The sequence below is a fragment of the Aeromicrobium sp. SP1 genome, assembly GCF_055663785.1.
The window spans coordinates 1,123,966-1,148,056 of the sequence record NZ_JBQVVK010000001.1; the positions used below are offsets into that span (position 1 = coordinate 1,123,966).

The following is a 24,091-nucleotide window of genomic DNA, read 5'->3' on the forward strand; positions in this document are numbered from 1 at the left end:
ATGGGGACGATCGACGACTATCTGCAGGACCTGCCGGAGGAGACCTCGACGCTGTTCGGGGCCCTCTACGCCGTGGCACGCCAGGAGGTGCCCGACGCCGAGCAGGGCAAGGGCTACGGCATGCCGGCGCTCACGTACCGGGGCAAGCCGCTGCTGAGCCTGATGTCCACGAAGAAGCACCTGTCCGCGTTCCCGTTCAGCGCCGGCGTGGTCGAGGCGCTGGGGCCTGAGCTCGGGGAGTACGACACGTCGAAGGGCACGATCAGGTTCCAGCCCGACGCGCCGCTGACGCCGTCGCTCTTGCGCCGGCTCGTCGAGTTGAGGCGCGGAGAGATCGAGGGGGCGTCATGACGACGTTGTCAGACCGTCCGGACACCGCCCTCGTGGTGATCGACGTGCAGAAGGGCGTGGTCGGTGAGGCGTACGACCGCGACGCGGTGATCCAGCGGATCGCCGACCTCGTGGCGCGGGCCCGCGACGCCGGCACGGCCGTCGTGTGGGTCCAGCACCATGACGAGCAGCTCGTGCGGGGGAGCGAGCCGTGGGAGTACGTCGACGAGCTCGCCACCGACCCGGGCGAGCCGGTCGTGCACAAGTCGTTCGGCGACGCGTTCGAGGCCACCGACCTCGAGGACGTGCTGGCGGCGCGGTCCGTCGGGCGACTCGTCGTCGCGGGCGCCCAGACCGATGCGTGCATTCGCAGCACGATCCACGGCGCGTTCACCCGTGGCTACGACGTCACGCTCGTCGGGGACGCGCACACCACCGAGGACCTCACGGAGTACGGCGGCGCGGCGCCCGACCTGGTGGTCTCGCACACGAACCTGTACTGGTCGTGGCAGGACGCACCCGGTCGGACGGCGGCCGTGGAGTCTGCTGCCGAGATCGGCTTCGATTCCCAGGGCTAGAAGGCGAACAGGGCGATCGGCTCGGTCGTCGGGGTGGTGGCCTGCGGATCGGTCTCGACCGTCACGCCCGCCGCCGATGCGGTGGCCGCATCGCCCTCGAGCAGCACCGTGTTGTCCGGACCCTGTGGCATCACCGCGGCGTGGACCATCGCGCCGCCCTGCTGCAGCCAGACGACGTAGTCGTGACCTGACGGTGCGTCCGGCATGTCGTGGGTCACCAGTACGGCGCGGCCCACGGACTCCGATCGCACGAGTGTCGCCTCGGCGCCACCCTCGAACGTCTGGGTGATGCGCTCGGCGTCGTCGGCCTGCAGGACCTGCTCGGTCGTGCTGGCCACCTGGGACTGGCCCGGGTCGTCGGTCCACGGCTGCGCGATCCCCACGCCGACACCGGCGACGAGGACCGCCGCGGCGGCGGCCATCAGCAGTCGACGCGGGCGGTGAGTGCGTGCCGGTCGGTCGTCGCTCACGACGGGCGGGAGCTGGCGGACACCGCTGATCGCGCCGAGGACGGAGTCCCGCAGCGCCGCCGGCGGCTCCTGCACCGTGAGGGCGGAGAGCTCCGCGGCAGCCTCACGCAAGGAGGCCACCTCCTCGCGGCAGCTCTCGCAGCCGGCCATGTGGTGCTCGAACTGGGCGCGCTCGTCGTCGGTGACGGCGTCGAGTGCGTAGGCGCCCGAGAGCGTGTGTGCGGTACTCATCGGTCACCTCCGATCGTGTCGCGAAGTCTGATGAGGCCGTCACGGATGCGGGACTTCGCCGTGCCCAGGGGCACATCCAGCATCGTCGCGACCTCGGTGTGTGTACAACCCCGGAAGTAGGCGAGTTCGATCGCCTCACGCTGGGTGTCGGTCAGCCCACTGAGCGCCTTGCGGACGCGCTGGGCATCGAGCCGCGCGTGCGCGGTCTCGCTCGTGGAGTCGTGTTCGACCGTCAGGCTGCGGCTCGCGTGGGCGAGGTCGCGGGTGCTGGCGGACTCGGCGCTGCGGACCCGGTCGACCGCCCGGCGGTGCGCGATCGTCATGAGCCACGAGAGCGCGCTGCCGCGCTGTGGATCGAAGCGGGCCGCTTGGCGCCAGACCTCGAGGTACACCTCCTGGGTGACCTCCTCGGACTGGGCGACATCCCGCACGATGCGCACGACCAGGCCGTGGATCCGCGGTGCTGTCCGGTCGTACAGATCGGCGAAGGCCGACTCATCGCCGCGGCCGCATCTGCGGAGCACGTCGGCGAGACCCTCGGGCGACGGCTGACCGTCGCCCGAGGGCACTGCGCGCAGGTGGTTCACTCGTTCGTCTCTCTGGATCGTTCGGGTCAGGGCATCAGGACGCTGTCGACGACGTACACCTTGGCGTTCGCGGTGGGGACGTTGCCGCAGATGACCGCCGCGTCACCCACGGTGAAGTCCTCGCCGGAACCTTCCACGGTCAGGGTGTCACCCGCGAGCGTCTTGTGCTCGCCGGCGATCTTGTCCGGGCCGAGCTCGCCCTCGACGACGTGGTGCGTCAGGACCTTCGTCAGCTGGTCCTTGTCGGCCAGCAGCGCCTGGAGGTCGGCCTCGGGGATCTTGGCGAACGCGTCGTCGGTGGGCGCGAAGACCGTGAGCGACTCCGCGCTGTTGAGCGTGTCGACGAGGCCGGCGGCCTCGATCGCGGAGGTCAGGGTCGTGAGAAGCGGGTTGGTGGAGGCGGCGGTCGCGACCGGCTCGGAGGCCATGCCGTCGAGGGAGCCCGCGCCGGACGCCGGAATCGCCGAGCACCCGGGGCCGAAGGCGCCCATCATGTCGCCGGAGTCGTCCATGGAGGAGCTGGCCGAGGCACTGGGGCTCGAGTCGTTCATCGCGGAGCCGGAATCGTCGTCCGAGCCGCTGTCGCTGCAGGCGGCCAGGCCGGTACCGAGCGCGAGCGCGGCCACGGCGAGCCCGAGGCGGCGGTGGGTCGTGCGCATCATGATGGTGCCTTTCGGTGGAGGGAGTTGCTCTTGCGTCGAGAGTGATTCGGAGCGGCGCGGCTTCCGGATGGGATCAGCGGACGTTCACGACGACGCTCTGGATGCCGCTGGAGCCGTCGGGGAACGGGGTCGCCCGCTTCGTGTCCTGCTTCTCGCCGTCCTCGGTCGTGGCGCGCACGGCGAGGGTGTGTCGACCGGGCTCGGCGTCCCACGTCAGGTACCACTGGCGCCAGTAGTCCACGCCGGCGTCGGGCCCGAGCTCGGCGGGCTGCCAGGCCCCGTCGTCGATGCTGACCTCGATGCCGCCGATGCCGCGCCGTTGGGCCCAGGCGATACCGGCGACGACGATCCTGCCCGCGTCGATCGTGCTGAGTCCGCGCGGCGTGTCGATGCGCGAGGCGATCTTGATCGGCCCGTCGATGGCCCAGTCCCGTTTCGTCCAGTAGGCCTGCTCGGCGTCGTACGTCGTGAGGGTCAGCCGTTCGAGCCACTTCGTGCCGCCGACGTAGCCGTACAGGCCGGGCGTGATGAGCCGGGCGGGGAAGCCGTGGGCGCGGGGGAGTGCGATGCCGTTCATCGCGATGGCGACCATCATGTCCCGGCCGTCGAGCGCGGCCTGCAGGGGAGTGCTGATGGTGAATCCGTCCACCGCCGTGCTGAGGATCTGGTCGGCGCGGTCGCCGACGCCGGCTCGCTCGAGCAGGTCCGAGACCCGGACGCCGAGCCACCGGGCGCCGCCGACGTACTTGCCGCCGACCTCGTTCGACACGCACGTCATCGTGATGTCGCGCTCGATGAGCGGAAGTTCGAGCAGTTGTTCGAAGTTCAGGGAGAACGGGTCGCGCACGTCGCCGTCGACCTTGAGGCTCCAGCGGGTGTGGTCGACGATCGGCACCGTGAGGTTGACGTCAACCCGGTAGAACTCGCTGTTGGGAGTCTGGAATGCCGTGATGCCCCGGTAGCGGGACTCCAGGCCGCGGGGGAGAGCGGGCGCGGGCTCGGCGGCGCGGGGGAGCGCGATGTCGACGACGTCGCGGGCGCGCTGGATGAGCCACTGGCCGGCGGCGCCCATGACGACGGCCGCGCCGGCGACGGCTCCGGCGCCGATGAGCAGGCGGCGGCGACCCGGTCCGTCGGCGGAGCCGGGATCCTGCCGGGGCGTGAAGGCGCGGAGCACGACGAGGGCGACGAGCGCGCTGACGACGGCGGGGACCACGTCGAGCGGACGCGCTGCAGGACGCAGAAGGGCGGCCGCCCCCGCCACACCGACGAGGGCGACCACCAGGGACGCGCCGGCACCGAACCGCCACCGGGCGAGAATGCCCCCGGCGGCGGCCAGCGCGAGCGTGACCAGCAAGACCGACCCGAGAAGAACGGGCTTGTCAGCCGTCCCCAGGCGAGCGACTGCCCATTCCTTCACCGGAGTCGGCGTCAGGTCGATCACCGTCGACCCGACGGCCAGCACCGGCGAAGCCGCCGGTGCGATGACCGCCGCGGTCAGGTGACCGGCGGCCAGTCCGGCTCCTGCTGCCAAGAGCCCGACGGCCGCGCCGCTACCCAGGTCACGTCGTCCCACGGGTAGTCATTCGGAGCCGATGCCGGCTCTGGATGGGTGGCTCAGCCGTTGGCCTTGCGCACGAGCTCGCGCAGCGTCTTCTCGACGGCGTCGGTGACGTCGAGCACGGCGAACGAGGTCGCCCAGAGCTCGCCGTCGTCGAGGTGGGCGTCCTCCTGGAACCCGACCGTGCCGTAGCGCGTGTCGAACTTCGACGCCGGCTGGTAGAACACGACGACCTTCCCGTCACGGGCGTAGGACGGGAATCCGTACCAGGTCTTCGGATCGAGATCGGGCGCCTCCTCGGTGACGATGATGTGCAGCCGGGCGGCGATCTTCTGGTCGGCGCCGCTGAGCGCATCGATCGCGTCGACGCATGCCTGCGCCTCACGTTCCTTCTTCGCCGAGCCCTTGCCGGCCTTCTTCTCGCTGCGCAGCTCCTCGGCGCGTTGCTTCATCGCCGCGCGCTCTGCCTCGGTGAATCCGGAGTCGGACTTCGCCATGGTTCTTCCTCTCGCTGTGGTGTCACCGATGACGATAGGAGAGTGTCGGGGTCAGTGCTTCTCGATTCCTGCTCTGCGGTTCGAGAATCGCGTAAGTGACATAATGTGCATTATCGGACAAGCGTGGAGCGTGGCGAAAAGGCCGTTGGTGACCGACGTGCTGCGCTGATGTACTGATGACTTCCTGAGTTCTGCCGTGTGACGGAGGTCGTCGTCGTGAGTGGCTATGACGTGCTTGCCGAGGTGTACGAGTGGCTCATCTCGGACGTGAAGCTGGATCCGGCCGAATTCGCTGCGACGTTCGATGACGTCCTCGGTCTCCTGCCGCCGGACGCTCGCGTCCTCGATTGTTCGTGCGGAACCGGACACCTGGCGGTCGGCCTCGCGGGACGTGGCATCCAGGTCGACGCCACGGACGCCAGCGAGGCGATGGTGCGTCGGACCGCGGAGTTGTCCGAGGAGTTCGGGACGCCGGTCCGGACGCTGCGGGCGGACTGGCAGGAGTTGCCCGACCACTTCGACGACGACACCTTCGACATGGTGTTCTGCGTCGGCAACTCGCTGCACCATGCCGCGGGCGCGGCCGGCCGAGGTGCTGCCCTGGAGTCGATGTCGCGGCTCCTGCGCCCCGGCGGGCGCCTGGTACTCACGTCCCGCACGTGGGAGCTCGTGAGAGCCAGAGGCTCCCGGCTGGACATCGGTGACCGACTCGTCCGCCGGAACGGTCGCGATGCCGTCGTGGTCTACCGCTGGGAGATTGCGCCCCAGTGGGAGGACGAGCACCACATCGAGATCGCCATCGCGCAGGTCGACGCGGCCGGGTCGGTCCTCGTCCGCTCGGAACTGCTGTCGTGCTGGCCCTACCGATACGACCAGCTCGAAGACGAGTTGCGCCGGGTCGGGCTCCGGACCGACGTGAACACTTTCAGCCTCGAGGCCGAGAACTACCGGGTGGTGGCGAGCAAGGGTTAGGCGACTCAGCGGCTCCGCAGTCGCTGGATCTCGGCGCGAGAATGCTCCACGGCTGGCGTGTCCTCGCCGTTGCTCTCGCTCAGGTCGTGGGCGAGATCGAGGCTCGCGGCGAGCACGTGCTTCTCACGCCGCTTGCTCACGCCGTCGGGACGTCCGGCCAGCGCCGCCTTGCGGTCCTTGCGGCGCCGCGAGCGCTCACCGGCCAGTGCCGTGAGCTCGAGCTCGGTGATCGTCCCGTTGGCGACCTCGGGTGCCAGCACGTCGTGCAGCCAGCCGCGCTCGCGGTGTGCACCCCAACGCAGGGCGACGATCAGCACCACGACGCTGATGGCGGTGATGACGACCATGAGCGTGCTCACGACGAAGCCGTTGGCATTGGCCAGCGCGAGCATCGAGTCCCACAGCCCGTGCACGGCCATGGCAGCCACGATCAACAGCAGTCCGCGCCCGATCCGCCGCGGCTGGGCTCGCGTGCCCACGAGGTACAGGATGCCGGCGGAGAAGATGGCGGTGTACATCGCGTGCGACGCGACCCCGGACAGCGATCGGATGACGAAGGTCTCCAGCACCGCGCCGACCTGGTTGACCCCGAAATTCTCGTACGCGGCGTTCTGCCCGTAGAGCATGTCCTCGAGCACCTGGAAGCCCAGGCCGACGTACGCACCGACGATGAGCGCGTCGTAGACGGTGCGGATGACGATCGGCGCGAGGCCGAGCATGAGCAGGAACACCGCGCCCTTGGCGGTCTCCTCCACGAAGGGTGCCGTGAGGCCGGCCTTCCAGTCGGTGGCCCACGCCTGCCCGAAGGTCTTCGCGTAGAGGTCCATCAGCGCGGCGTTGCCGGGCAGCGCCATCGCCCACGGAGCGCCGATGCCGCCACCGACGAACGCCGTGACGGCCAGCAGGGCCGGAGTGCGCTCGTAGCGGTCGAAGTGGTGCAGGAACAGCAGGAAGACCAGGCAGAAGGTGCCGGCCGACGCGACGGCGGCGAGGTTCGCGTCGGCGAACACGCCGGCCGTGGGTGCGGCGACCTGGTAGAGCTGGCGCGCACCCATCGCGAGCAGCAGCACGTAAACCCACAGGCACAGGTTGCGCGGCTGGAACAGGTGGAACCGGGCGCCCCAGCCCGACTCCTCGATGGCCGCCTCGCGGCGCTCGAGGAGGTCGTCGGAGTCGTGGGCGCCGGCGGGGCTGATGGTGGTGCTCATCAGGACTCCCCTCCGTCCTGGGTCAGGGAGTCGATCATGGCGTCGGTCTCCGCCTGCAGTGCGGTCAACTGGGCCTGCGGGCCCGCGACCTGGATCTCGATCCCGCGACCGTTGACGACGAACACCGTCACGGCACCCGCACCGGAAGGCGTGGTGAAGCTCTGGGTCAGGCCCCGCAGCCCGCCCGACGTGGTGATGTCGCGGGCGTCGCCGGACACGTGATAGCCCTCGCTCGACGCGCCTGTGATCCGCTCGGCCTGCGCGAGCAGTTCGGCGGGGCTCTCGGTGAACGGGCCCTGCAGGATCGAGAACACCACTCCGTCCTTGACCAGCAGCGTCTGCTCGGCCGCCTGGTCACCCGTGCGCGGGTTGTCGGTCGTCCGCAGACCGGCCACCACTCCCCAGCCCGGCGCGACGGTCATCGTCACGTCCTCGGTCACCTGGATGGCCTCGCCCGCGCGCGTCGTGTCGTCCCACGCCACGCGAGCATCGATCCAGGGCATCACCCACGCCCACAGCGCGATCACGCCGAACGCCACCGCGGCGTACGGGATCGACCGGCGATCCAGTCCCCACCAGCGGTGCTCCACCGGCACCCGTCGACCATCCCACGGCGTTGAACTCACGCGGACCCCCGTCACGATGCGACGGCGGTCGTCGCGGATGCCAACAACCCTAACCACACCGAGCGGCCCCTGCCGCCTCGGCGCGTGGCCGTTGGGACCGCTCCAATCCCGACCTGCTCCCCCGCCTATCGGCCCTCGTCACGTCCGAGGAACACGCGCAGAGCACCGGTGAAGGCCTCCGGCTGTTCGGAGTGGACCCAGTGGCCGGCAGCCTTGATCGTCACGAGCGTCGTGCGCGGGAACAGCCGACGCATCGCCGCGTCGTGCTCGGGGCGCACGTAGTCGGACGTCTCGCCGGCGACCCACAGGACCGGGTGGTCGAACGTCGCGTCGGTGTCCGGGAAGCCGCCGATGACCGGCAGGTCGCGACGCAGCACGTCGAGGTTCGCCTGCCAGCCGAACACGCCGTCCTTCTGGCGCAGGTTCTGCAGCAGGAAGCCGCGCACCGTGGTGTTCGCGATGGCCGGCGCCAGTCGGTCGTCGGCGTCGGACCGACGGTTCAGAGTCGACAAGTCGACCGAGGCGAGGCTGTCCAGGAGGTGCTCGAACTCCCCCGTGCCACCCGCCGCCGTCGGTGAGATGTCGACGACCACGAGACGCCGCACGAGATCCGGGTGCCGCAGTGCGAGCACCATGGCGACCTTCCCGCCCATGGAGTGGCCCACCACGTCGACCGCGCCGTCCGCGGCGAAGCCGTCACGCAGCAGTCGAGCGACGTCGTCGGCCATCTCCGCGTAGTCGACGCGGTCGGTCCACGGTGAATGGCCGTGGTTCGGCAGGTCGACAAGCAGTGACCTGAACTGCGGTTGCAGGGCCTTGGCGATCGACGTGAAGTTCCGGCCCTGGCCGAACAGCCCGTGCAGGAAGACAACCCGCTCGCCGTCGTCGCCCACCTCGCGGCCGTACAGATTCATGCGACCACCCTAGGTGGGCGCACGCCGTGCTCGACACGTCGCCGCGGCGGTCGGTGACCGCGGATGGAGTCCGCCCGTCTCACCGGAAGACGGGAAGTCCGAGCGCGTCGGCCTCGGGCGGCACCGCCGCGCGTCCCGTTCCGATGAGCACGGCGCGTTCGTCGTCCCATGCCGATGGCAGGGCGGCGTCCGTGAGCGCCTCCACCGTTCGGCGGGCCAACGCGAGCGCGTCCGCCGGCGCGGGGCGGTCGGCCAGCAGGTCCAGGTGGTGGATCACGTCCTCCACGGCCCAGACCGTCAGGAAGTCACCGGGCTTAACACCTCGTCCTGCCACCGGAGCGAACGCTCTCCGAGGTCGGCGATGCCCACGGTCACGACGTCGGCCACGGCATGCAGGTGGGCCGTCACGGCCGAGGGCCGCGCGTAGCTCGTGGTCCTGGCGCGCTGGGCCAGCAGGTCCGGGAGTGGGTCGGCCTGCGTGAACCGCGCGGAGAACGCCGGCCAGTAGGACGCAGCATCGACGGTGGCGGGATCGCCGGTGCGCACGAGCATGCCCCCGACCATCTCCTGCCAGCCGTTGAGCACGTGGACGACCACGTCCAGGCGGGTCCAGCCGTGGCAGCGCGACGCCCCGAGCAGTCCGTACTCGTCGATCTCGTCAACCGCCGCGACGAACTCGCGGACCGTCGCGGCGCAGGCGGCGCGGGCGGCCCCCAGTTCGACGCTGAGCGGCCTCATGGCCTCAGCGTCCCACGTAGGCCGCGAGGTGCTCGCCGGTCAGGGTGGAGCGTTGTGCCACGAGGTCGACGGGCGTGCCCTCGAACACGACGGTGCCGCCGTCGTGGCCCGCTCCGGGTCCGAGGTCGATGATCCAGTCGGCATGCGCCATGACGGCCTGGTGGTGCTCGATCACGATGACGGACTTGCCGGCCTCGACGAGCCGGTCGAGCAGACCGAGCAGTTGCTCGACATCGGCCAGGTGCAAGCCGGAGGTCGGCTCGTCGAGGACGTACGTCCCGCCCTTCTCCCCCATGTGCGTCGCGAGCTTGATGCGCTGGCGCTCGCCGCCCGAGAGGGTCGACAGCGGCTGCCCGAGGGTCAGGTAGCCGAGGCCGACGTCCTCCATGCGGGCGAGGATTCGCGCCGCCGCGGCGACGTTCACCCCGTCCTTGCCGAAGAAGGCGTGCGCCTCGGCCACGGGGATCGCGAGCACCTCGCTGATGTCCTTGCCGCCGAGGTGGTAGTCGAGCACCGCCGCATCGAACCGGCGTCCCTCGCAGACCTCGCACGGCGACTCGACCGTGTTGAAGATGCCCAGGTCGGTGAACACGACGCCGACGCCGTTGCAGTTCGGGCACGCGCCCTCGGAGTTCGACGAGAACAGTGCGGGCTTGACCCCGTTCTCCTTCGCGAAGGCCTTGCGGATCGGGTCCAGCAGGCCCGTGTACGTGGCGGGATTGCTGCGCCGCGAGCCCTTGATCGCGCCCTGGTCGATCGTCACGACACCCTCCTGCGGGGCGATCGAGCCGTGGATCAGGGAGCTCTTGCCGGAACCTGCGACGCCCGTGATGACGGTCAGCACGCCGAGTGGGACGTCGACGTCGACGTCGCGCAGGTTGTGGGCGTCGGCACCGCGCACCTCGAGAGCGCCGGACGGAGTGCGCACCGACTCCTTGAGGCGGGCCCGGTCGTCGAGGTGGCGACCCGTGATCGTGTCACTGCCGCGCAGGCCCTCGAACGTGCCCTCGAACATGACCGTGCCGCCCTGGCTGCCCGCCTTGGGGCCGAGGTCGACGACGTGGTCGGCGATCGCGATGACCTCCGGCTTGTGCTCGACGACCAGGACGGTGTTGCCCTTGTCGCGCAGCTGCAGGAGCAGCTCGTTCATGCGGTCGATGTCGTGCGGGTGCAGGCCGACCGTCGGCTCGTCGAAGACGTATGTGACGTCGGTGAGCGAGGAGCCGAGGTGCCGGATCATCTTGGTGCGCTGGGCCTCGCCGCCGGAGAGCGTGCCCGCGGGGCGATCGAGCGACAGGTAGCCGAGCCCGATGCGCACGAACGAGTCGAGCGTCTCCCCCAGCACCGTCAGCAGCGGTGCGACCGACGGCTCGTCGAGGTCATTGACCCAGGCGGCGAGGTCCGTGATCTGCATGGCGCACGCGTCGGCGATGTTCACGCCGCGGATCCTCGAGGATCGCGCGCCCTCGGTGAGCCGGGTGCCGTCGCACTCGGGGCACGTCTGGAAGGTGATCGCGCGGTCGACGAACGCGCGCACGTGCGGCTGCATCGCGTCGCGATCCTTGCTGAGCATCGACTTCTGGATCCTGGGGACCAGGCCCTCGTACGTGACGTTGATGCCCTCGACCTTGATCTTGGTCGGCTCCTTGTAGAGCAGGTCGTCGAGCTGCCGCTTCGTGAAGTCCTTGATGGGCTTGTCCGCGGGGAAGAACCCGGCGCCGCGGAAGATCCGTCCGTACCAGCCGTCCATCGAGTAGCCGGGGATCGTCAGGGCGCCCTCCTCCAGCGTCTTCGAGTCGTCGTAGAGGGCGGTGAGGTCGAAGTCGGAGACCGCTCCCCTGCCCTCGCAGCGCGGGCACATGCCACCGGTGAGCGAGAAGTCGCGGCGCTCCTTGACCGTGCGTCCGCCGGTCTCGAACGTCACGGCGCCGGCGCCACTCATCGAGGCGACGTTGAACGAGTACGCCTGAGGTCCGCCGATGTGCGGATCACCGAGCCGGCTGAACAGGATCCGCAGCATCGCGTTGGCGTCGGTCGCGGTGCCGACGGTCGACCGGGGATCTGAGCTCATCCGCTCCTGGTCGACGAGGATCGCGGTGGTCAGCCCGTCCATGACGTCGACGTCCGGACGTGCCATCGAGGGCATGAAGCCCTGCACGAAGGCGCTGTAGGTCTCGTTGATGAGGCGCTGCGACTCCGCGGCGATCGTGCCGAACACGAGCGAGCTCTTGCCGGAGCCCGAGACGCCGGTGAAGACCGTCAGTCGCCGCTTCGGGATCTCGACGCTGACGTCCTTGAGGTTGTTGACGCGTGCTCCGTGCACGCGGATGAGGTCATGACCGTCGGCAGGATGGGGCATGACGAACACGCTACTGTCCCGCGCGGACAGCGCGCCTGACGACACGTCGGCGGTAGCGTCGGGGCATGCAGGCCAAGCGGATCGCGATGTGGTCGGGGCCCCGCAACCTCTCGACGGCGATGATGCGCAGCTTCGAGAACCGTGCCGACTGCTCCGTCCTCGACGAGCCGCTCTACGCGGCCTACCTCGCCGCCACCGGGATCGACCACCCTGCGCGGGAGGCGGTCATGGCATCGCAGCCGACCGACCCCGACGAGGTGCTGCGCGACATCACGTCCGGGCCGGTGGACACCCCGGTGCAGTACCAGAAGCACATGACGCACCACGTCCTGCCCGGCGTCGATCGTGGTCCCCTCGCGAGCCTCCAGCACGCCTTCCTCGTGCGCGACCCCGAGCGCGTCCTCGTGTCGTACGCCAAGGTGCGCGAGGAGCCAACCCTCGAGGATCTCGGCCTTCCGCAGCAGGTCGAGCTGTACGAGAGCTTCGGCGGACCCGTGATCGACGCGGCGGACGTCCTGCGCGATCCGCGGGGCGCGCTCACGGCGCTGTGTGCCGCCCTCGACCTCGAGTTCGACGAGGCGATGCTCGCGTGGCCCGCCGGTCCGCGCGACTCCGACGGCGTGTGGGCGCCGCACTGGTACGCGAGCGTCGAGGACTCGACCGGATTCCAGGCGTCCTCCCCCGGGTCGCACGACCCGGTCCCGGCCCGACTCGAGTCGCTGCTCGCGCGGTGCCGGCCCTACTACGAGGCCCTCGCGGCCCACCGGATCCGTCTCGAGGAGCAGGACTGATGCTGCAGACGTACGACCCGCGCAACGCCGACCTCATGGTCGGCATCGACGACACGATCGTGCACCGCGACCAGGCCGGGATCAGCCCGTTCGACTCCGTGGTCCAGGGCGGCGACGCGGTGTGGGAGGGCCTGCGACTGCACGGCGGCCGCATCTTCAAGCTCACCGAGCACCTCGACCGACTGCGACGCTCGGCGCAGGCGCTCGCCTTCACCGAGATCCCCGACGACGAGCGGATTACCGCACGGATCAAGGCCGTCCTCGCTGCGAACGCGATGACCGACGACGTCCACATCCGGCTGACCCTCACGCGGGGCGTCAAGGTGACGTCGGGCATGGATCCGCGCCTGAACACCGCGGGTCCGACGCTGATCGTGCTCGCGGAGTTCAAGTCCCCCGTCTACGACTCGGCCCTGTCCGGTGCCGGCGGGATCACGCTCGTCACGTCGTCGGTGCGACGCCACCGCCCGGACTCGCTCGACCCGAAGATCCACCACAACAACCTGCTGACGTCGATCCTGGCCAAGGTGGAGGCGAACGTCGCCGGCGCCGACGACGCGATCATGCTCGACGACGCCGGGTTCGTCGCCGAGACGAACGCGACCCACGTCTTCCTCGTCACGGACGGCGAGGTGCGGACCCCGACCACGCGCGCCTGCCCGGAGGGCATCACGCGCGAGACGATCCTGCAGATCTGCGCCGCCGAGGGCCTGCCCGTCGAGGTCGGCGACTTCTCGCTGACGCAGCTGTACGCCGCCGACGAGGTGTTCGTGACCGGGACCATGGGCGGCGTCACACCCGTCGTCACGATCGACGGCCGCACGATCGGCGACGGCTCGTCCGGGCCGGTGGTCGCGAGGCTCGCGAAGGCCTACGCCGCGCGCACGGCCGCCGAGGGAACCGTCGTCGCCGGCTGAGTCACTCGCGGTCGAGGGCCGTGCACAGGCACGCCTTGTTGCCCTCGGCGTCCTCGAGCACGACGAACGAGGGCTTCTCCGAGGCGTCCACGAGTCGGCCGCCCGCCTCCAGGGCCGCGGCGATCCGGGCCTCCAGCTGGTCCGGCGGCACCCACACGTCGAGGTGGAAGCACATCGCGGGCACGTCGTCGCGCGCGTCGGTCGGCTGGAACCACAGCACCGGGGTCTGCTCGGTCGGGTCGCGGACCTCGTCGTCGCCGATGTTGTCGGGATCGCCGGTCAGCACGGCGGACCAGAACGGCGCGATCGCGTCCTGGTCGGCGGCGTTGAGGGCGATCTCGACCCTCGTCAGCGCGGCGGCGTCGGCGTCGAACCCGCGATCGGCCGCGAGGGCACTGATCTTCCGCGCGAGGTCGAGGTCGCGGTCGGTGATCCCGCCCGTGTCGTGGCTCGTGAGCGTCACGTCGACGTGGGTGTACGACAGGCGGACGTCAGGGTGGTGGTTCGCGTCCTCGGCCGCGGCGCCGATGTCCACGAGGAACTCCAGCCCCGACGCGAAGTCGCCGCTGCGGAACCGGCCGTGCAGGCTGCTCACGAGGGGCCGCCAGTCGTCCAGACCGGCGGCCAGGATGTCGTTCACCTGGAGCTTCGTCATGGCGTCAGGATCTCCCTGCGAGGCTGTCGGCGCCACCCCGGGGAACGAAGGATGAGGCATTTGGGTACCCCTGCGGGGCGCAATGACTCATCCTTCGACGTCCTCGGCCCGTCACCGCCACCTGCCCATACTGATCACCGTGAGTGAGTCGATGAACCTCCGCGACGAGTACGGGGAATACCTGACCACGTTCGCTGACAACGCTCGCGAACAGGTATCGCGTCAGGTCGTGGAAGACGGCTTTGGATCCCTGCAGAGCTTCGTCATTCACGAGGATCAGCAAGGGGTGTTCGTGGACGTAGAGATCGATCTACTGGGTGAAGTGGTCGCTCGATGGGGATCAACGATCTACAAGCGCCGCAACCTGATCGTCCTCCGCGACGAGGGTCCCGTCGATGTCGTCTCGTTCGCCGCGGACCTGTTCTCGACGGTCGTAATGGAAGATCTGTTCACCTGCGGACGCTCCGAGTACCTCAACCGGTCCGCGCCCGAGGCTTGGCCTTCGTCACCGCCACCCGAGGCCCGGGGCCACGTGCGTGAGCAAGCTTTCCAGCAGGTGGCGTTGAACTCGACGCCGAGTTGGTTGGGCGGCAAACGTCAACTGCTCAAAGGCGTTGGGGCTCGATACCGAACTTCTCGATGATGAACCGCCAAAAGAGGGGTACGGCATCCACGGCTGGACGCTCCAGACGATCGTCGTGGCCTGTAGCCGACTGATGCTCGATCACGACATGGCCGGCTGCCGGGGCGCGCCAGATCGAGTTTGGCGCTCGCACGACCACGACGTCGTACGGAGGTTCGGGCACTGGTCTCGGAACGACCATGAGGTCGTTCATGGATGTGCACCCCGCAAGCTCGCCAGCGCGGCCAGAATCGATCACGCTCTGGGCGATGGCCTCGATGTACGCGAACGCTGGAGCCTCAGCTGCGAACTGCCCGGCGAAAGCGTGGATCTCTGCCCACTCAATCGGTCGAAACGGGACGTCGCGTCCGTGTGTCGGCATGCGCGCATTGTGCCAGCGTTCCAACCGCAGATCACTATTTCCAGCCCAAGGGCTTCGCAACGTGCGTGAGCAGGCTCTCCAGCAGGTGGGCGTTGAACTCGACGCCGAGCTGGCTCGGGATCGTGAGCAGCAGCGTGTCGGCCGCGGCGATGGCCTCGTCCTGGGCGAGGTCCTCGATCAGGGCGTCGGGCTCGCCGGCGTAGGTCTTGCCGAAGCGGGCGTTGCCGCCGTCGAGGAACCCGACCTGGTCGGTGCTGGCGGTCTCGCTGCCGAAGTAGGCACGGTCGAGGTCCGAGACGATCGGGAAGATGCTGCGACTGACCGAGACCCGCGGTTCGCGCTCATGCCCCGATTCCTTCCACTCGTCGCGGAACATCTGGATCTGTTCGGCCTGCAACTGGTGGAACGGAACACCGGTGTCCTCGGTGAGCAGGGTCGAACTCATCAGGTTCATCCCCTGCTGCGCCGTCCACTCCGCCGTGGCACGACTGCCGGCGCCCCACCAGATGCGGTCGCGCAGACCCGGCGAGTGCGGCTCGAGCCGCAGCAGGCCCGGCGGGTTCGGGAACATCGGCCTGGGGTTGGGCTGGGCGAAGCCCTCACCGCCCAACAGGGCGAGGAACGTGTCGGTCATCTGTCGGGCCATGTCCGCGTCGTTCGAGCCCTCCGCGGGCACGTGGCCGAAGTAGCGGTACCCGTCGATGACCTGCTCCGGTGATCCCCGGCTGATGCCGAGCTGGAGCCTGCCGCCGGAGATCAGGTCGGCCGCGCCCGCGTCCTCGGCCATGTACATCGGGTTCTCGTACCGCATGTCGATCACACCGGTGCCGATCTCGATGCGCGACGTCCTCGCCCCGATCGCGGCGAGCAGCGGGAACGGCGAACCGAGCTGCTGCGCGAAGTGGTGCACGCGGAAGTAGGCGCCGTCGGCGCCGAGCTCCTCGGCCGCGACGGCCAGGTCGATCGACTGCAGGAGTGTGTCCGAGGCCGTCCGCGCCGCCCAGCCGGGCGACTCCGACCAGTGGCCGAACGACAGGAATCCGATGTTCTTCACGCCTGCGTCAACGTCGCGCGCCCGGGATCATTCCCCGCCACCGAGGCCTCCCTCGGTCGAGTTGTGCCGCGTTCCGATCGACCTACGATGAGTGAGGCATCCGTCACCGAAGGAGATTCCATGTTGCGCACCGCACTGGTCGGCGTCCTCGCCGCCGCCGCCCTCACGGCCACCGCCGCTGCTCCGGCGCACGCGGTGACTTCTCGTAGCGTGTCCGACCCCCGCGGTGACGTGTCGGTCTACACCACGCACGATCCGGTGCACTCCGTCCGGTCCATCGACATCTCCCTGCTGACGATGTCAAAGGACTCGAGTCGGGTCTACTTCAAGGTCCGCATGAAGGACGTCTTCAAGGGCACGAAGCGCGACCACCAGTCGTACATGGTGCGCGTCTATCGGGGCGGGAAGTACTACGCCGCGCTCTTCACGGACTCCGATCCGGGCTACGGCAGGCGCACCGCATTCTGGTACGTGTCCGACCAGAAGACGCGCTGGCTCGGCAAGCCCACGATCAGCACCTCGGGCAACTACATGGTCGTGAGCGTGCCCCGGTCGAAGCTCAAGGGGAAGGGCAAGTTCTCCGCGGACGCGGTCGTCGACTACATCCGCAAGCCGAAGGGAAGCGCCACCTCCTGGACCGAGGCCCGGGACCTGACGTCGCGCACGGGCAGTTTCCGGTTGCGGTGACTTCTCGGCCCTAGCGACATCCGGCGTGGGAGCATGTCGGACATGGCCGTCACCCGCCTGGTCGCGACGACCGACGCCGAGGCCCTCGCGGGCGTCCTGTCCCGCAACCGGGTGGCGATGGCCGAGCTCGAGCCGACCCGCCCCGAGGTCTACTTCACGGAACGAGGTCAGCGGGCGATCATCCAGGACGCCCTGCGCCGCTACGAGGACGGGGTGTCCTTCCCGCGCGTGATCCTCGGCCCCGACGACGCCGTCGTCGGCCGGATCAACCTCAACGAGATCGTGCGCGGCCCGTCCCTCAAGGGAGTGCTCGGCTACTACGTCGATGCCGACCAGCAGGGCCGCGGACTGGCCAGCGCCGCCGTCGACGAGATCGTCGCGCTGGCGTTCCTGCGCCTGGGCCTGCACCGGATCGAGGCCGGCACGCGCACCGACAACGTGGCGAGCCGGCGGGTCCTGGAGAAGAACGGGTTCCAGCAGTTCGGCATCGCCCGCGACTACCTGCGGCTGGCCGGAGCATGGCACGACCACGTGCTCTACGAGCGCATCGCGACCGACTGACCTAGCGTCGAGGGGTGAAGACCCTCGCCCGCCTCCTGCTCGGTGGCTTCCTCGCCTTCGCCGGCGTCGCCCACCTGACGTTCGCCCGCGACGATTTCAGCGCCCAGGTCCCGAACAGCATCCCGCTCGACGAGGACTTCGTCGTGGTCGCCTCCGGGTTCGTCGAGATCGCGCTCGGGACCGCCCTGATGGCCCTGCCCCGCCAGCGCCGGATCGTGGGACTCGTCGTCGCCGCGTTCTTCGTCGCGGTGTTCCCCGGCAACATCGCCCAGTACGTCAACCACGCCGACGCGTTCGGCCTCGACACCGACCAGAAGCGGTTCGCCCGGCTCTTCTTCCAGCCGGTTCTGGTGCTGTGGGCGCTGTGGTCGACCGACGCGCTGCAGATCCTCAGCGCACGCCGCGGACGCGGAACTGCACGCTGATCCTGGGACCGACGGCGCGGCTGGTCTTGAGGATCGCGTGCTCCCACGTCCGCTGGCAGCTGCCGCCCATCACGGCCAGGTCACCGTGACCGAGCGTGAAGGCGGTCTGCGGTCCCCCGCCGGCGGGTCGCAAGCTCAGCCGCCGGTGCGCACCGAGCGAGAGGATCGCGACCATGGTGTCCTGCGTGCGGCTGCGGCCGATGCGGTCTCCGTGCCACGCGACCGAGTCGTTGCCGTCGCGGTAGTGGCACAGTCCCGCCGTCGTGAACGGCTCCCCCAGCTCCTCGCGGTAGTACCGCGACAGCGCGTCGCGTGCGTCCGTGAGGGCGGGGTGCGGCAGCGGATCGCCCTCGTCGTAGAAGCACAGCAGCCGGGGCACGTCGACGACGCGGTCGTACATCTCGCGTCGCTCCCCTCGCCACGGCACGTCGGTGCGCAGTTGCTCGAAGAGCTCGTCCGCGCCCGTGACCCAGCCCGGCCGGACGTCCACCCACGCACCGGCCGAGAGCTCGTGGCGCCGCACCGAGCCGTCGAGCACGCCGACCCGGACCCCCTCGCCGCCGTCGAGCAGCGAACCCTGGAACCACACAGGTCCAGCGTAGAACGCCTGTTCGATGATGTGGTAGATCTCCCGGCGTGTCGCCAGTGCTGAGTGCGAAGTCCTAACCTGAGGACATCCCCACGCGTAGGAGGATCGATGGGCACGGTCGTGATGTACGCCTCGGTGTCGGTGGACGGTTTCATCGCGGACGAGGACGACGAGCCCGGTCCCCTGTTCGACTGGCTGTCCGGTGGAGACGTCCCCCTGGACGCGAGCGGCTTCCTGACGGTGTCGCAGGCCTCCTACGACTACGTCCGGCCGTACTGGGACCAGATCGGGGTGACGGTCGTCGGCCGCCACGTCTTCGACATGACGGACGGCTGGGACGGCACGCCCCCGAGCGGGATCGACCACGTCGTCGTCGTGACGCACCGACCCGCGCCGGACGGCTGGGATCCCGACGCCCCGTTCCACTTCGTCGACGGCATCGAGGCAGCCGTGGCGAGGGCGCAGGAGCTCGCGGGTGACCGCGTGGTCGAGGTCGCTGCCGGTGACGTCGGTGGCCAGGTGCTCGCCGCAGGCCTGGTCGACGAGGTGCGCATGGACGTCGTTCCCGTCGTGCTCGGGTCCGGGAAGCGGTTCTTCGGATCGGTCGACGCCCAGCACCTGCTGGAGGATCCCGACGTCGTGATCCGGGGCAACCGGGTCCTGCACGTGCGCCATCGGGTGCGGCGCTCCGCATCACCGTCGTCCTGAGGGATCACACCTCACGTCGCCTCGGCGTGCACCGCCTGCCAGAACGCGTCCAGCACGTCGGGCACGTCCGTCGCGCCGAACCCCTGGCGTGAGAGCACCACGCCGGCGACGTTCGCGCCCGGGTCGACCCACAGGCTCGTCCCGGTCGCCCCGTCCCAGCCGAACCGTCCCGGCGTCGACGCGGGGTACCGTGCGACGCGATCGACTCCCAGCCCCAGGCCCCAGCCCTGCCCCGGCTCGAGGAACTCGTCGGCCATGGCACGGGCGCTCTCGCCGAGCGTCTCCGTGGTGAGGGCGACCATCGCGTACGGCGAGACGACCGGCCCGCGCGGGCCCCGGCCCCCGCGGAGCAGCATGTGGGCGAACCGGGCGAGGTCCTGCACCGTCGAGACGAGTCCGGTCGCCCCGGACCGGAACGGCGGCATCGTCGCGAGCCGCGGGTCCCCGCCCGGTGCCGCCTCGACGAGACGACCGGCGCGATTGCCGAGCCACGCGGCTGGGACGCGTTCGACCGCGGTGAACTTCACGGTGTAGCCGGTCTCGGTCATGTCGAGCCGCGAGAAGATCCGCTCGCGCAGGACCGCGTCGAGGTTGCGGCGCGTGACGCGCTCGATCAGTACCGCCAGGGCGTCGCTCGAGTACTGGTAGAGCCAGCCCTCCCCCGGCTGGTGGGCCATCGGCAGCGAGCCGGTGAGCGCCGCCCACCGGTCCGGGTTCACCGGGGTCGGCAGCCACCCCGACCCCACCTCCCGACGGGCGATCTCGGTCGCGAGGGGGTCGTCCGGGGCGGCCCGGCCGTCGAACCCCAGGCCGAGTCCCATCTGCAGCAGGTCCCGCACGGTCGTCGGCCGCGATGCCGGCACCGTGTCGTCGAGCGCTCCCCCGCGCTCGCGCAGCACGCGGCGGTCGGCGAACTCCGGCATCCAGCGGTCGATCGGGTCGTCGAGCGCGAACAGCCCGTCCTCGGCGAGGGCGAGCGTCAGGACGGCGACGATCGGCTTCGTCACCGAGGCGAGCCGGAAGATCGCGTCCTGTCGCAGCGGGCCGACCGAGCCGTAGGTGATCTCGTGCCGGGGCCCGGAGATCACCGCCCAGACGATCCCGGGCACGGGCATGTCCGCCGCCACGTCGTGCATCGCCGCGGCGACTCGTTGCCCCACCATGGACCCGAACCTAGAACACAATGGAGGTCAGTCCTTCGAAAGGTGTCGCCGTGAGCAAGCCGAAGCCGCCCAAGGGAGCCGATGACTGGGTGGCCCGCCATCCCACTCGTGACCACCCCGATCGCTACAACGAGAAGGGACTGCTGCGCGGATCCGTGTACGAGGAGGAGATGGAACGGCTGCAGGAGCAGCTCGTCCTGCTGCAGTACTGGATCCAGCAGCAGGGCCTCAAGGTCGTCGTGATCTTCGAGGGCCGCGGCACGGCGGGCAAGGGCGGCGTCATCAAGCGGATCACCGAGCGCACGAGTCCGCGCACCGTGCGGGTGGCCGCGCTCCCCCGCCCGACCGAGCGCCAGAAGACCCAGTGGTACTTCCAGCGCTACGTCGAGCACCTGCCGGCCGCGGGCGAGATGGTCCTGTTCGACCGCAGTTGGTACAACCGCTCGAACGTCGAGTGGGTCATGGACTTCTGCACGCCCGAGGAGCACGAGGAGTTCCTGCGCTCGGCACCGGAGTTCGAGCGGATGCTCGTGCGCTCGGGGATCACGATCGTCAAGTACTGGTTCAGCGTCAGCTTCGAGGAGCAACGCAAGCGCTTCGAGGCCCGCAACAGCGAGCCGATCAAGCGCTGGAAGCTCTCCGACATGGACCTCGCCGAGCACCAGCTGTACGTCAAGTACTCGATGGCCAAGGACACGACCTTCCAGTACACCGACATCAAGCAGGCGCCGTGGTGGGTCGTGCCGTCCGACGACAAGAAGGCGGCCCGGCTCAACTGCATCCGGCACCTGCTGTCGCTGTTCGACTACGACGACGTCGCCCCGGACGCGGTCGAGCTGCCGACGATGCAGGAGATCCCCTACGTCCGGCCGCCGATCCAGGAGCAGACCTTCGTGCCTCAAACGTTCTGACGCGCCACGGCGTCGTCGGCGACGTAGACGCGGAACAGCTGGTACGCCGCCACGGCGCACAGGACGTGCCACACGGCGTGACCCTGGAGGAGCGAGTGCGGGTCGCACCAGACGCCCTGGTCGAGGCTCCAGACGGCGAACGCCACGACCATCGTGCCCAGTGCCGTGGCGCCGGCCCGGGCCACGGCGCGGTCCCGGTGCCGCCGCCACACGACCACCTCGGCGACGACTGCCGCGACCAGCAGCAGCGCGAACATCGCGTTGCCGGCGTGCAGGAGCACCGGGACCGTGGGCCCGGTCAGGTACACGACCTCGCTGACGACGAGCAGGGCCGCGAACAGGGCCACGAAGCGCTGCCGGTCCCAGCCGGCCCAGCGCTTCACGCCGTAGGCCGCGGCGAAGGCACCGATCAGGAACATGCTGGTCAGGTCGAGGTGCTTGCCCGCGACGGACCCGGAGGCGTGCATCGCCGCGCTCGCCGGGCCGAGCAGCACGACGACGCACGCGTAGAGTCCGGCGAGTCCGTCCATCGGCGGTGGGTCGCGGCGCGCCCGCAGGCCCACCAGTAGCCCCGCGAGGACGAATGCGAGGTTGGACCACGTGTCCGCCGGCTGGTTCACGACACCGTCGCGCAACGCCTCGCAGAAGAGGGAGCCCTCGCCGACGTCGGCGCCGAGCCAACCCCCGAGCAGGGCCAGCGCCAGGGCGCCGCACGAGACGACGGCCGTGACGACCGCGGCGAGGAACGGATCGACGCGCCGCTCAGGCATCCACGACGCCGGACCGCGGCGTGATCACCGGCTCACTCGACCACGGGAAGTTGACCAGCTGTCGGTCAGGCGCCACGCGTACTCGGGCTTGAGCAGCGATCGGGGCTTCTCGTAGATCACGGCGGTGCGGACCTCGCCGGCGTGGTCGGCGCAGATCCGGGCGACGAGTTCGAGGGTCTTCCCGCTGTCGGCGACGTCGTCGACGATGAGCACCGACAGGTCGTTGAGCTCGGCCAGGTCGAGGAACGGCGGCAGCAGGGTCGGCTCGTCGAGCGTCTCGCCGATGCCCGTGTAGAACACGACGTTCATCGTGAACAGGTTCTTGCAGTCGAGCGCGTACGCGACCGAACCGGCCGGGATCAGGCCGCCGCGGGCGATGCCCAGGACGATGTCGGGGACGAACCCGGAGTCGGCCACCTGCTGGGCCAGTTCGCGGATCGCGGTGCCGTACAGGTCCCAGGTGAGGATCTCGCGCTCGTCCATGGGAACCATCGTGGCACGATGGCGACCATGGACGTCACCCGCTTCGGCCATGCCGCCGTGCTCGTCGAGGCCGCGGGAGCGCGGGTCCTCTTCGACCCGGGCTCCTTCAGCCTTCCGTCGACCTTCGAGCTGACCGGTCTCGACGCGATCGTCGTGACCCACCAGCACGCGGACCATCTCGACCGCGATCGCATCGACGGTCTCGTCGCGTTGAATCCGCAGGCGCTGCTGCTCGCCGAGCCGGAGACCGCCGCGACCCTCGACGGCTGGACCCCGACGCGCGACGGTGAGTCCATCGCGGTCGCGGGGCTCACCCTCACCGGCGTCGGCTCCCAGCACGCCGTGATCCTGCCGTCGCTCCCCCGCGTCGGAAACGTGGGGATCGTGGTGACGGCGGACGGTGAGCCGACGCTGTTCCACCCCGGCGACACGTACGAGTACCGCCCCGCGGGCGTCGACATCCTCGCCCTGCCGCTGTCCGCGCCGTGGGCGAAGGTCAGCGAGACCGTCGAGTTCGTGAAGGCGATCGCGCCGACGACGGCCTTCCCGATCCACGACTGCACCGTCTCCGAGCTCGCCTACGGGGTCTACTGGACGCACGTGGCGAACCACGGCGGGGTCGAGGACCTGCAGCGGCTCCCGCAGGACGGCGCGCTGGTCCTGCGTGGCTGAGGTCGCCGTCCAGCGCCCGGTCCTGCAGCGGCTGAGCGTTCCGCTCATGGTCGCCGGCGGCGGCCTCGTCGCGGTCCAGTCACGCGTCAACGGCGCCCTCGCGGGTGAGCTCGGCTCCGGGCTGCGTGCCGGCATCGCCGCGGCCGTCATCAGCTTCGGCAGCGGTCTCGTGCTGCTGTCGCTCACGTTGCTCGTGGCGCCTTCCGGTCGCGCCGGGCTGCGCCGACTCCGAGAGGCCGTCCGCACGGGCGTGCTCCGGCGTCGGTACGTCCTCGGCGGGGCGATGGGCGCCTTCTTCGTCGCGAGCCAGGGCATCGCGGTCGGCGTGATCGGCGTCGCGCTGTTCATCGTCGTGTTCACGGCGGCACAGTCGTTCAGCTCGCTCGCCGTCGACCACTACGGCCTCGGACCCGGCGGGGCGCAGGCCGTCTCCGTCCCACGGCTCGTGGCGGCGCTGTTCGCCACGGCCGGTGTCGTGCTCAAGGTGCTCGACGGGATCGGCGGGGACGTCGCGCTCCCGGCCCTGCTGGGCTGCGGCCTGCTCGCGGCGATCGCCGGCTGCCTGCAGGCGGTCCAGCAGGCCGTGAACGGTCGGGTGTCGGTCCACGCCGGGACGCTGGGCACGACCTGGAACAACTTCGCGGTCGGCACCGTCACGCTCCTCGCACTCCTGACGGCCTCTCTCCTCCTGCCGGGCGACCTCGACGCGCCGCCGACGCAGGCCTGGTACTACCTCGGCGGGCTGCTCGGCATCGGCTTCATCGCGATCGCGGCCACGACCGTGCACACCCACGGCGTGCTCGTCCTGGGGCTGTCGATGATCGCCGGGCAGGTCGTCACGGCGGAGATCCTGGACGCGCTCGACCCCGCCATCGGAGCGACCCCGCTCGGCGTCGCCGGCAGCGCCCTGACCGTCGTCGGCGTGCTCCTCGCGATGGTGTTGCGACACACACGCGCCTGATTCGGCT

General features: G+C 70.0%; 31 protein-coding genes. 13 read left to right on the forward strand and 18 right to left on the reverse strand.

The genetic code is table 11. From position 1 onward, the window contains the following. The gene (locus tag ACT26F_RS05535) at positions 1-351 is read left to right on the forward strand and encodes an iron chaperone (protein WP_471669498.1); all 351 of its coding nucleotides are present in this window, start codon (positions 1-3) and stop codon (positions 349-351) included. After that, complete coding sequence (locus tag ACT26F_RS05540) at positions 348-908, forward strand: isochorismatase family protein (RefSeq protein ID WP_471669499.1); 561 nt, start codon at positions 348-350, stop codon at positions 906-908. The genes ACT26F_RS05535 and ACT26F_RS05540 overlap by 4 nt, the downstream gene beginning before the upstream one ends. Here the strand turns inward: ACT26F_RS05540 and ACT26F_RS05545 are convergent. The 5 genes from ACT26F_RS05545 to ACT26F_RS05565 form a co-directional block, all read right to left on the reverse strand. After that, complete coding sequence (locus ACT26F_RS05545; protein ID WP_471669500.1) at positions 905-1,609, reverse strand: anti-sigma factor; 705 nt, start codon at positions 1,607-1,609, stop codon at positions 905-907. The genes ACT26F_RS05540 and ACT26F_RS05545 overlap by 4 nt on opposite strands. Then, the gene (gene sigK / locus ACT26F_RS05550) at positions 1,606-2,196 is read right to left on the reverse strand and encodes an ECF RNA polymerase sigma factor SigK (protein ID WP_471669501.1); all 591 of its coding nucleotides are present in this window, start codon (positions 2,194-2,196) and stop codon (positions 1,606-1,608) included. Before sigK ends, ACT26F_RS05545 begins: the two co-directional genes overlap by 4 nt. A gap of 26 nt (positions 2,197-2,222) precedes the next feature. Next, complete coding sequence (locus ACT26F_RS05555) at positions 2,223-2,858, reverse strand: fasciclin domain-containing protein (RefSeq protein ID WP_471669502.1); 636 nt, start codon at positions 2,856-2,858, stop codon at positions 2,223-2,225. A gap of 73 nt (positions 2,859-2,931) precedes the next feature. After that, complete coding sequence (locus ACT26F_RS05560) at positions 2,932-4,434, reverse strand: molybdopterin-dependent oxidoreductase (RefSeq protein WP_471669503.1); 1,503 nt, start codon at positions 4,432-4,434, stop codon at positions 2,932-2,934. Positions 4,435-4,475: 41 nt separating this feature from the next. Then, positions 4,476-4,916: a hypothetical protein gene (locus tag ACT26F_RS05565; protein ID WP_471669504.1), complete on the reverse strand. Its 441-nt coding sequence runs from the start codon at positions 4,914-4,916 to the stop codon at positions 4,476-4,478. 216 nt (positions 4,917-5,132) lie between these two features. Between ACT26F_RS05565 and ACT26F_RS05570 the strand changes: the two genes are divergently transcribed. Next, positions 5,133-5,888, forward strand: a complete 756-nt coding sequence (locus ACT26F_RS05570) for a class I SAM-dependent methyltransferase (protein WP_471669505.1) — start codon at positions 5,133-5,135, stop codon at positions 5,886-5,888. Positions 5,889-5,893: 5 nt separating this feature from the next. Here the strand turns inward: ACT26F_RS05570 and ACT26F_RS05575 are convergent, their stop codons facing one another. From ACT26F_RS05575 to ACT26F_RS05600, 6 genes are all read right to left on the reverse strand, one after another. Continuing rightward, complete coding sequence (locus ACT26F_RS05575) at positions 5,894-7,096, reverse strand: PrsW family intramembrane metalloprotease (protein ID WP_471669506.1); 1,203 nt, start codon at positions 7,094-7,096, stop codon at positions 5,894-5,896. Next, positions 7,096-7,692 (reverse strand): hypothetical protein, encoded by a 597-nt coding sequence (locus ACT26F_RS05580; RefSeq protein ID WP_471669507.1) that lies wholly within the window; start codon positions 7,690-7,692, stop codon positions 7,096-7,098. Before ACT26F_RS05580 ends, ACT26F_RS05575 begins: the two co-directional genes overlap by 1 nt. A 155-nt stretch (positions 7,693-7,847) precedes the next feature. After that, on the reverse strand, positions 7,848-8,636 hold the full coding sequence (locus tag ACT26F_RS05585) for an alpha/beta fold hydrolase (protein WP_471669508.1): 789 nt from the start codon (positions 8,634-8,636) through the stop codon (positions 7,848-7,850). Between the two features lie 79 nt (positions 8,637-8,715). Beyond that, on the reverse strand, positions 8,716-8,922 hold the full coding sequence (locus ACT26F_RS05590; protein ID WP_471669509.1) for a hypothetical protein: 207 nt from the start codon (positions 8,920-8,922) through the stop codon (positions 8,716-8,718). Positions 8,923-8,933: 11 nt separating this feature from the next. After that, a complete protein-coding gene (locus ACT26F_RS05595; RefSeq protein ID WP_471669510.1) occupies positions 8,934-9,374 on the reverse strand; it encodes a maleylpyruvate isomerase N-terminal domain-containing protein in 441 nt (146 codons plus the stop codon). Positions 9,375-9,378: 4 nt separating this feature from the next. Beyond that, entirely contained in the window at positions 9,379-11,733 is a 2,355-nt protein-coding gene (locus tag ACT26F_RS05600) for an ATP-binding cassette domain-containing protein (protein ID WP_471669511.1), read from the reverse strand. A 65-nt stretch (positions 11,734-11,798) separates the two neighbouring features. Here ACT26F_RS05600 and ACT26F_RS05605 point away from each other — a divergent pair, with 65 nt between their 5' ends. Together ACT26F_RS05605 and ACT26F_RS05610 are read left to right on the forward strand one after the other, a co-directional pair. Continuing rightward, positions 11,799-12,524: a sulfotransferase-like domain-containing protein gene (locus tag ACT26F_RS05605; protein WP_471669512.1), complete on the forward strand. Its 726-nt coding sequence runs from the start codon at positions 11,799-11,801 to the stop codon at positions 12,522-12,524. Then, the gene (locus ACT26F_RS05610) at positions 12,524-13,441 is read left to right on the forward strand and encodes an aminotransferase class IV (protein ID WP_471669513.1); all 918 of its coding nucleotides are present in this window, start codon (positions 12,524-12,526) and stop codon (positions 13,439-13,441) included. Before ACT26F_RS05605 ends, ACT26F_RS05610 begins: the two co-directional genes overlap by 1 nt. 1 nt (position 13,442) lies before the next feature. On the opposite strand, the gene ACT26F_RS05615 is transcribed toward ACT26F_RS05610, so the two are convergent. After that, positions 13,443-14,096 (reverse strand): 4a-hydroxytetrahydrobiopterin dehydratase, encoded by a 654-nt coding sequence (locus ACT26F_RS05615; protein WP_471669514.1) that lies wholly within the window; start codon positions 14,094-14,096, stop codon positions 13,443-13,445. Between the two features lie 139 nt (positions 14,097-14,235). On the opposite strand from ACT26F_RS05615, the gene ACT26F_RS05620 reads away from it, so the two are divergent. Beyond that, entirely contained in the window at positions 14,236-14,739 is a 504-nt protein-coding gene (locus ACT26F_RS05620; protein WP_471669515.1) for a hypothetical protein, read from the forward strand. On the opposite strand, the gene ACT26F_RS05625 is transcribed toward ACT26F_RS05620, so the two are convergent. Together ACT26F_RS05625 and ACT26F_RS05630 are read right to left on the reverse strand one after the other, a co-directional pair. Beyond that, a complete protein-coding gene (locus ACT26F_RS05625) occupies positions 14,702-15,100 on the reverse strand; it encodes a hypothetical protein (RefSeq protein WP_471669516.1) in 399 nt (132 codons plus the stop codon). The two genes, ACT26F_RS05620 and ACT26F_RS05625, sit on opposite strands and share 38 nt — an antisense overlap. A gap of 34 nt (positions 15,101-15,134) precedes the next feature. Beyond that, on the reverse strand, positions 15,135-16,154 hold the full coding sequence (locus tag ACT26F_RS05630) for an LLM class flavin-dependent oxidoreductase (protein WP_471669517.1): 1,020 nt from the start codon (positions 16,152-16,154) through the stop codon (positions 15,135-15,137). A 120-nt stretch (positions 16,155-16,274) separates the two neighbouring features. On the opposite strand from ACT26F_RS05630, the gene ACT26F_RS05635 reads away from it, so the two are divergent. From ACT26F_RS05635 to ACT26F_RS05645, 3 genes are read left to right on the forward strand one after another with little or no spacing between them, the layout of a single operon-like run. Further along, positions 16,275-16,841, forward strand: coding sequence for a hypothetical protein (locus ACT26F_RS05635; protein ID WP_471669518.1), 567 nt, complete (start codon positions 16,275-16,277; stop codon positions 16,839-16,841). 42 nt (positions 16,842-16,883) lie between these two features. Then, positions 16,884-17,402 carry a GNAT family N-acetyltransferase gene (locus tag ACT26F_RS05640; RefSeq protein ID WP_471669519.1) on the forward strand — a complete coding sequence of 173 codons (519 nt, stop codon included), beginning with the start codon at positions 16,884-16,886 and terminating at the stop codon, positions 17,400-17,402. 14 nt (positions 17,403-17,416) lie between these two features. Continuing rightward, positions 17,417-17,827: a DoxX family protein gene (locus tag ACT26F_RS05645; RefSeq protein ID WP_471669520.1), complete on the forward strand. Its 411-nt coding sequence runs from the start codon at positions 17,417-17,419 to the stop codon at positions 17,825-17,827. Here ACT26F_RS05645 and ACT26F_RS05650 read toward each other — a convergent pair. Further along, positions 17,793-18,416, reverse strand: coding sequence for an alpha-ketoglutarate-dependent dioxygenase AlkB (locus ACT26F_RS05650; RefSeq protein ID WP_471669521.1), 624 nt, complete (start codon positions 18,414-18,416; stop codon positions 17,793-17,795). The two genes, ACT26F_RS05645 and ACT26F_RS05650, sit on opposite strands and share 35 nt — an antisense overlap. A 108-nt stretch (positions 18,417-18,524) precedes the next feature. Between ACT26F_RS05650 and ACT26F_RS05655 the strand changes: the two genes are divergently transcribed. Further along, a complete protein-coding gene (locus ACT26F_RS05655; RefSeq protein ID WP_471669522.1) occupies positions 18,525-19,124 on the forward strand; it encodes a dihydrofolate reductase family protein in 600 nt (199 codons plus the stop codon). 11 nt (positions 19,125-19,135) lie between these two features. Here the strand turns inward: ACT26F_RS05655 and ACT26F_RS05660 are convergent, their stop codons facing one another. After that, positions 19,136-20,287 (reverse strand): serine hydrolase domain-containing protein, encoded by a 1,152-nt coding sequence (locus tag ACT26F_RS05660; RefSeq protein WP_471669523.1) that lies wholly within the window; start codon positions 20,285-20,287, stop codon positions 19,136-19,138. A 50-nt stretch (positions 20,288-20,337) separates the two neighbouring features. Between ACT26F_RS05660 and ppk2 the strand changes: the two genes are divergently transcribed. Next, positions 20,338-21,198 carry a polyphosphate kinase 2 gene (ppk2, locus tag ACT26F_RS05665; RefSeq protein WP_471669524.1) on the forward strand — a complete coding sequence of 287 codons (861 nt, stop codon included), beginning with the start codon at positions 20,338-20,340 and terminating at the stop codon, positions 21,196-21,198. On the opposite strand, the gene ACT26F_RS05670 is transcribed toward ppk2, so the two are convergent. Together ACT26F_RS05670 and ACT26F_RS05675 are read right to left on the reverse strand one after the other, a co-directional pair. Then, positions 21,186-21,968 carry a ceramidase domain-containing protein gene (locus tag ACT26F_RS05670; protein ID WP_471669525.1) on the reverse strand — a complete coding sequence of 261 codons (783 nt, stop codon included), beginning with the start codon at positions 21,966-21,968 and terminating at the stop codon, positions 21,186-21,188. The two genes, ppk2 and ACT26F_RS05670, sit on opposite strands and share 13 nt — an antisense overlap. Before the next feature lie 24 nt (positions 21,969-21,992). Continuing rightward, entirely contained in the window at positions 21,993-22,451 is a 459-nt protein-coding gene (locus ACT26F_RS05675; RefSeq protein WP_471669526.1) for a phosphoribosyltransferase, read from the reverse strand. A 27-nt stretch (positions 22,452-22,478) separates the two neighbouring features. On the opposite strand from ACT26F_RS05675, the gene ACT26F_RS05680 reads away from it, so the two are divergent. Next, positions 22,479-23,123 carry an MBL fold metallo-hydrolase gene (locus ACT26F_RS05680; RefSeq protein WP_471669527.1) on the forward strand — a complete coding sequence of 215 codons (645 nt, stop codon included), beginning with the start codon at positions 22,479-22,481 and terminating at the stop codon, positions 23,121-23,123. Next, positions 23,116-24,084, forward strand: coding sequence for a DMT family transporter (locus ACT26F_RS05685; RefSeq protein ID WP_471669528.1), 969 nt, complete (start codon positions 23,116-23,118; stop codon positions 24,082-24,084). The genes ACT26F_RS05680 and ACT26F_RS05685 overlap by 8 nt, the downstream gene beginning before the upstream one ends. Positions 24,085-24,091 lie beyond the last annotated feature (7 nt).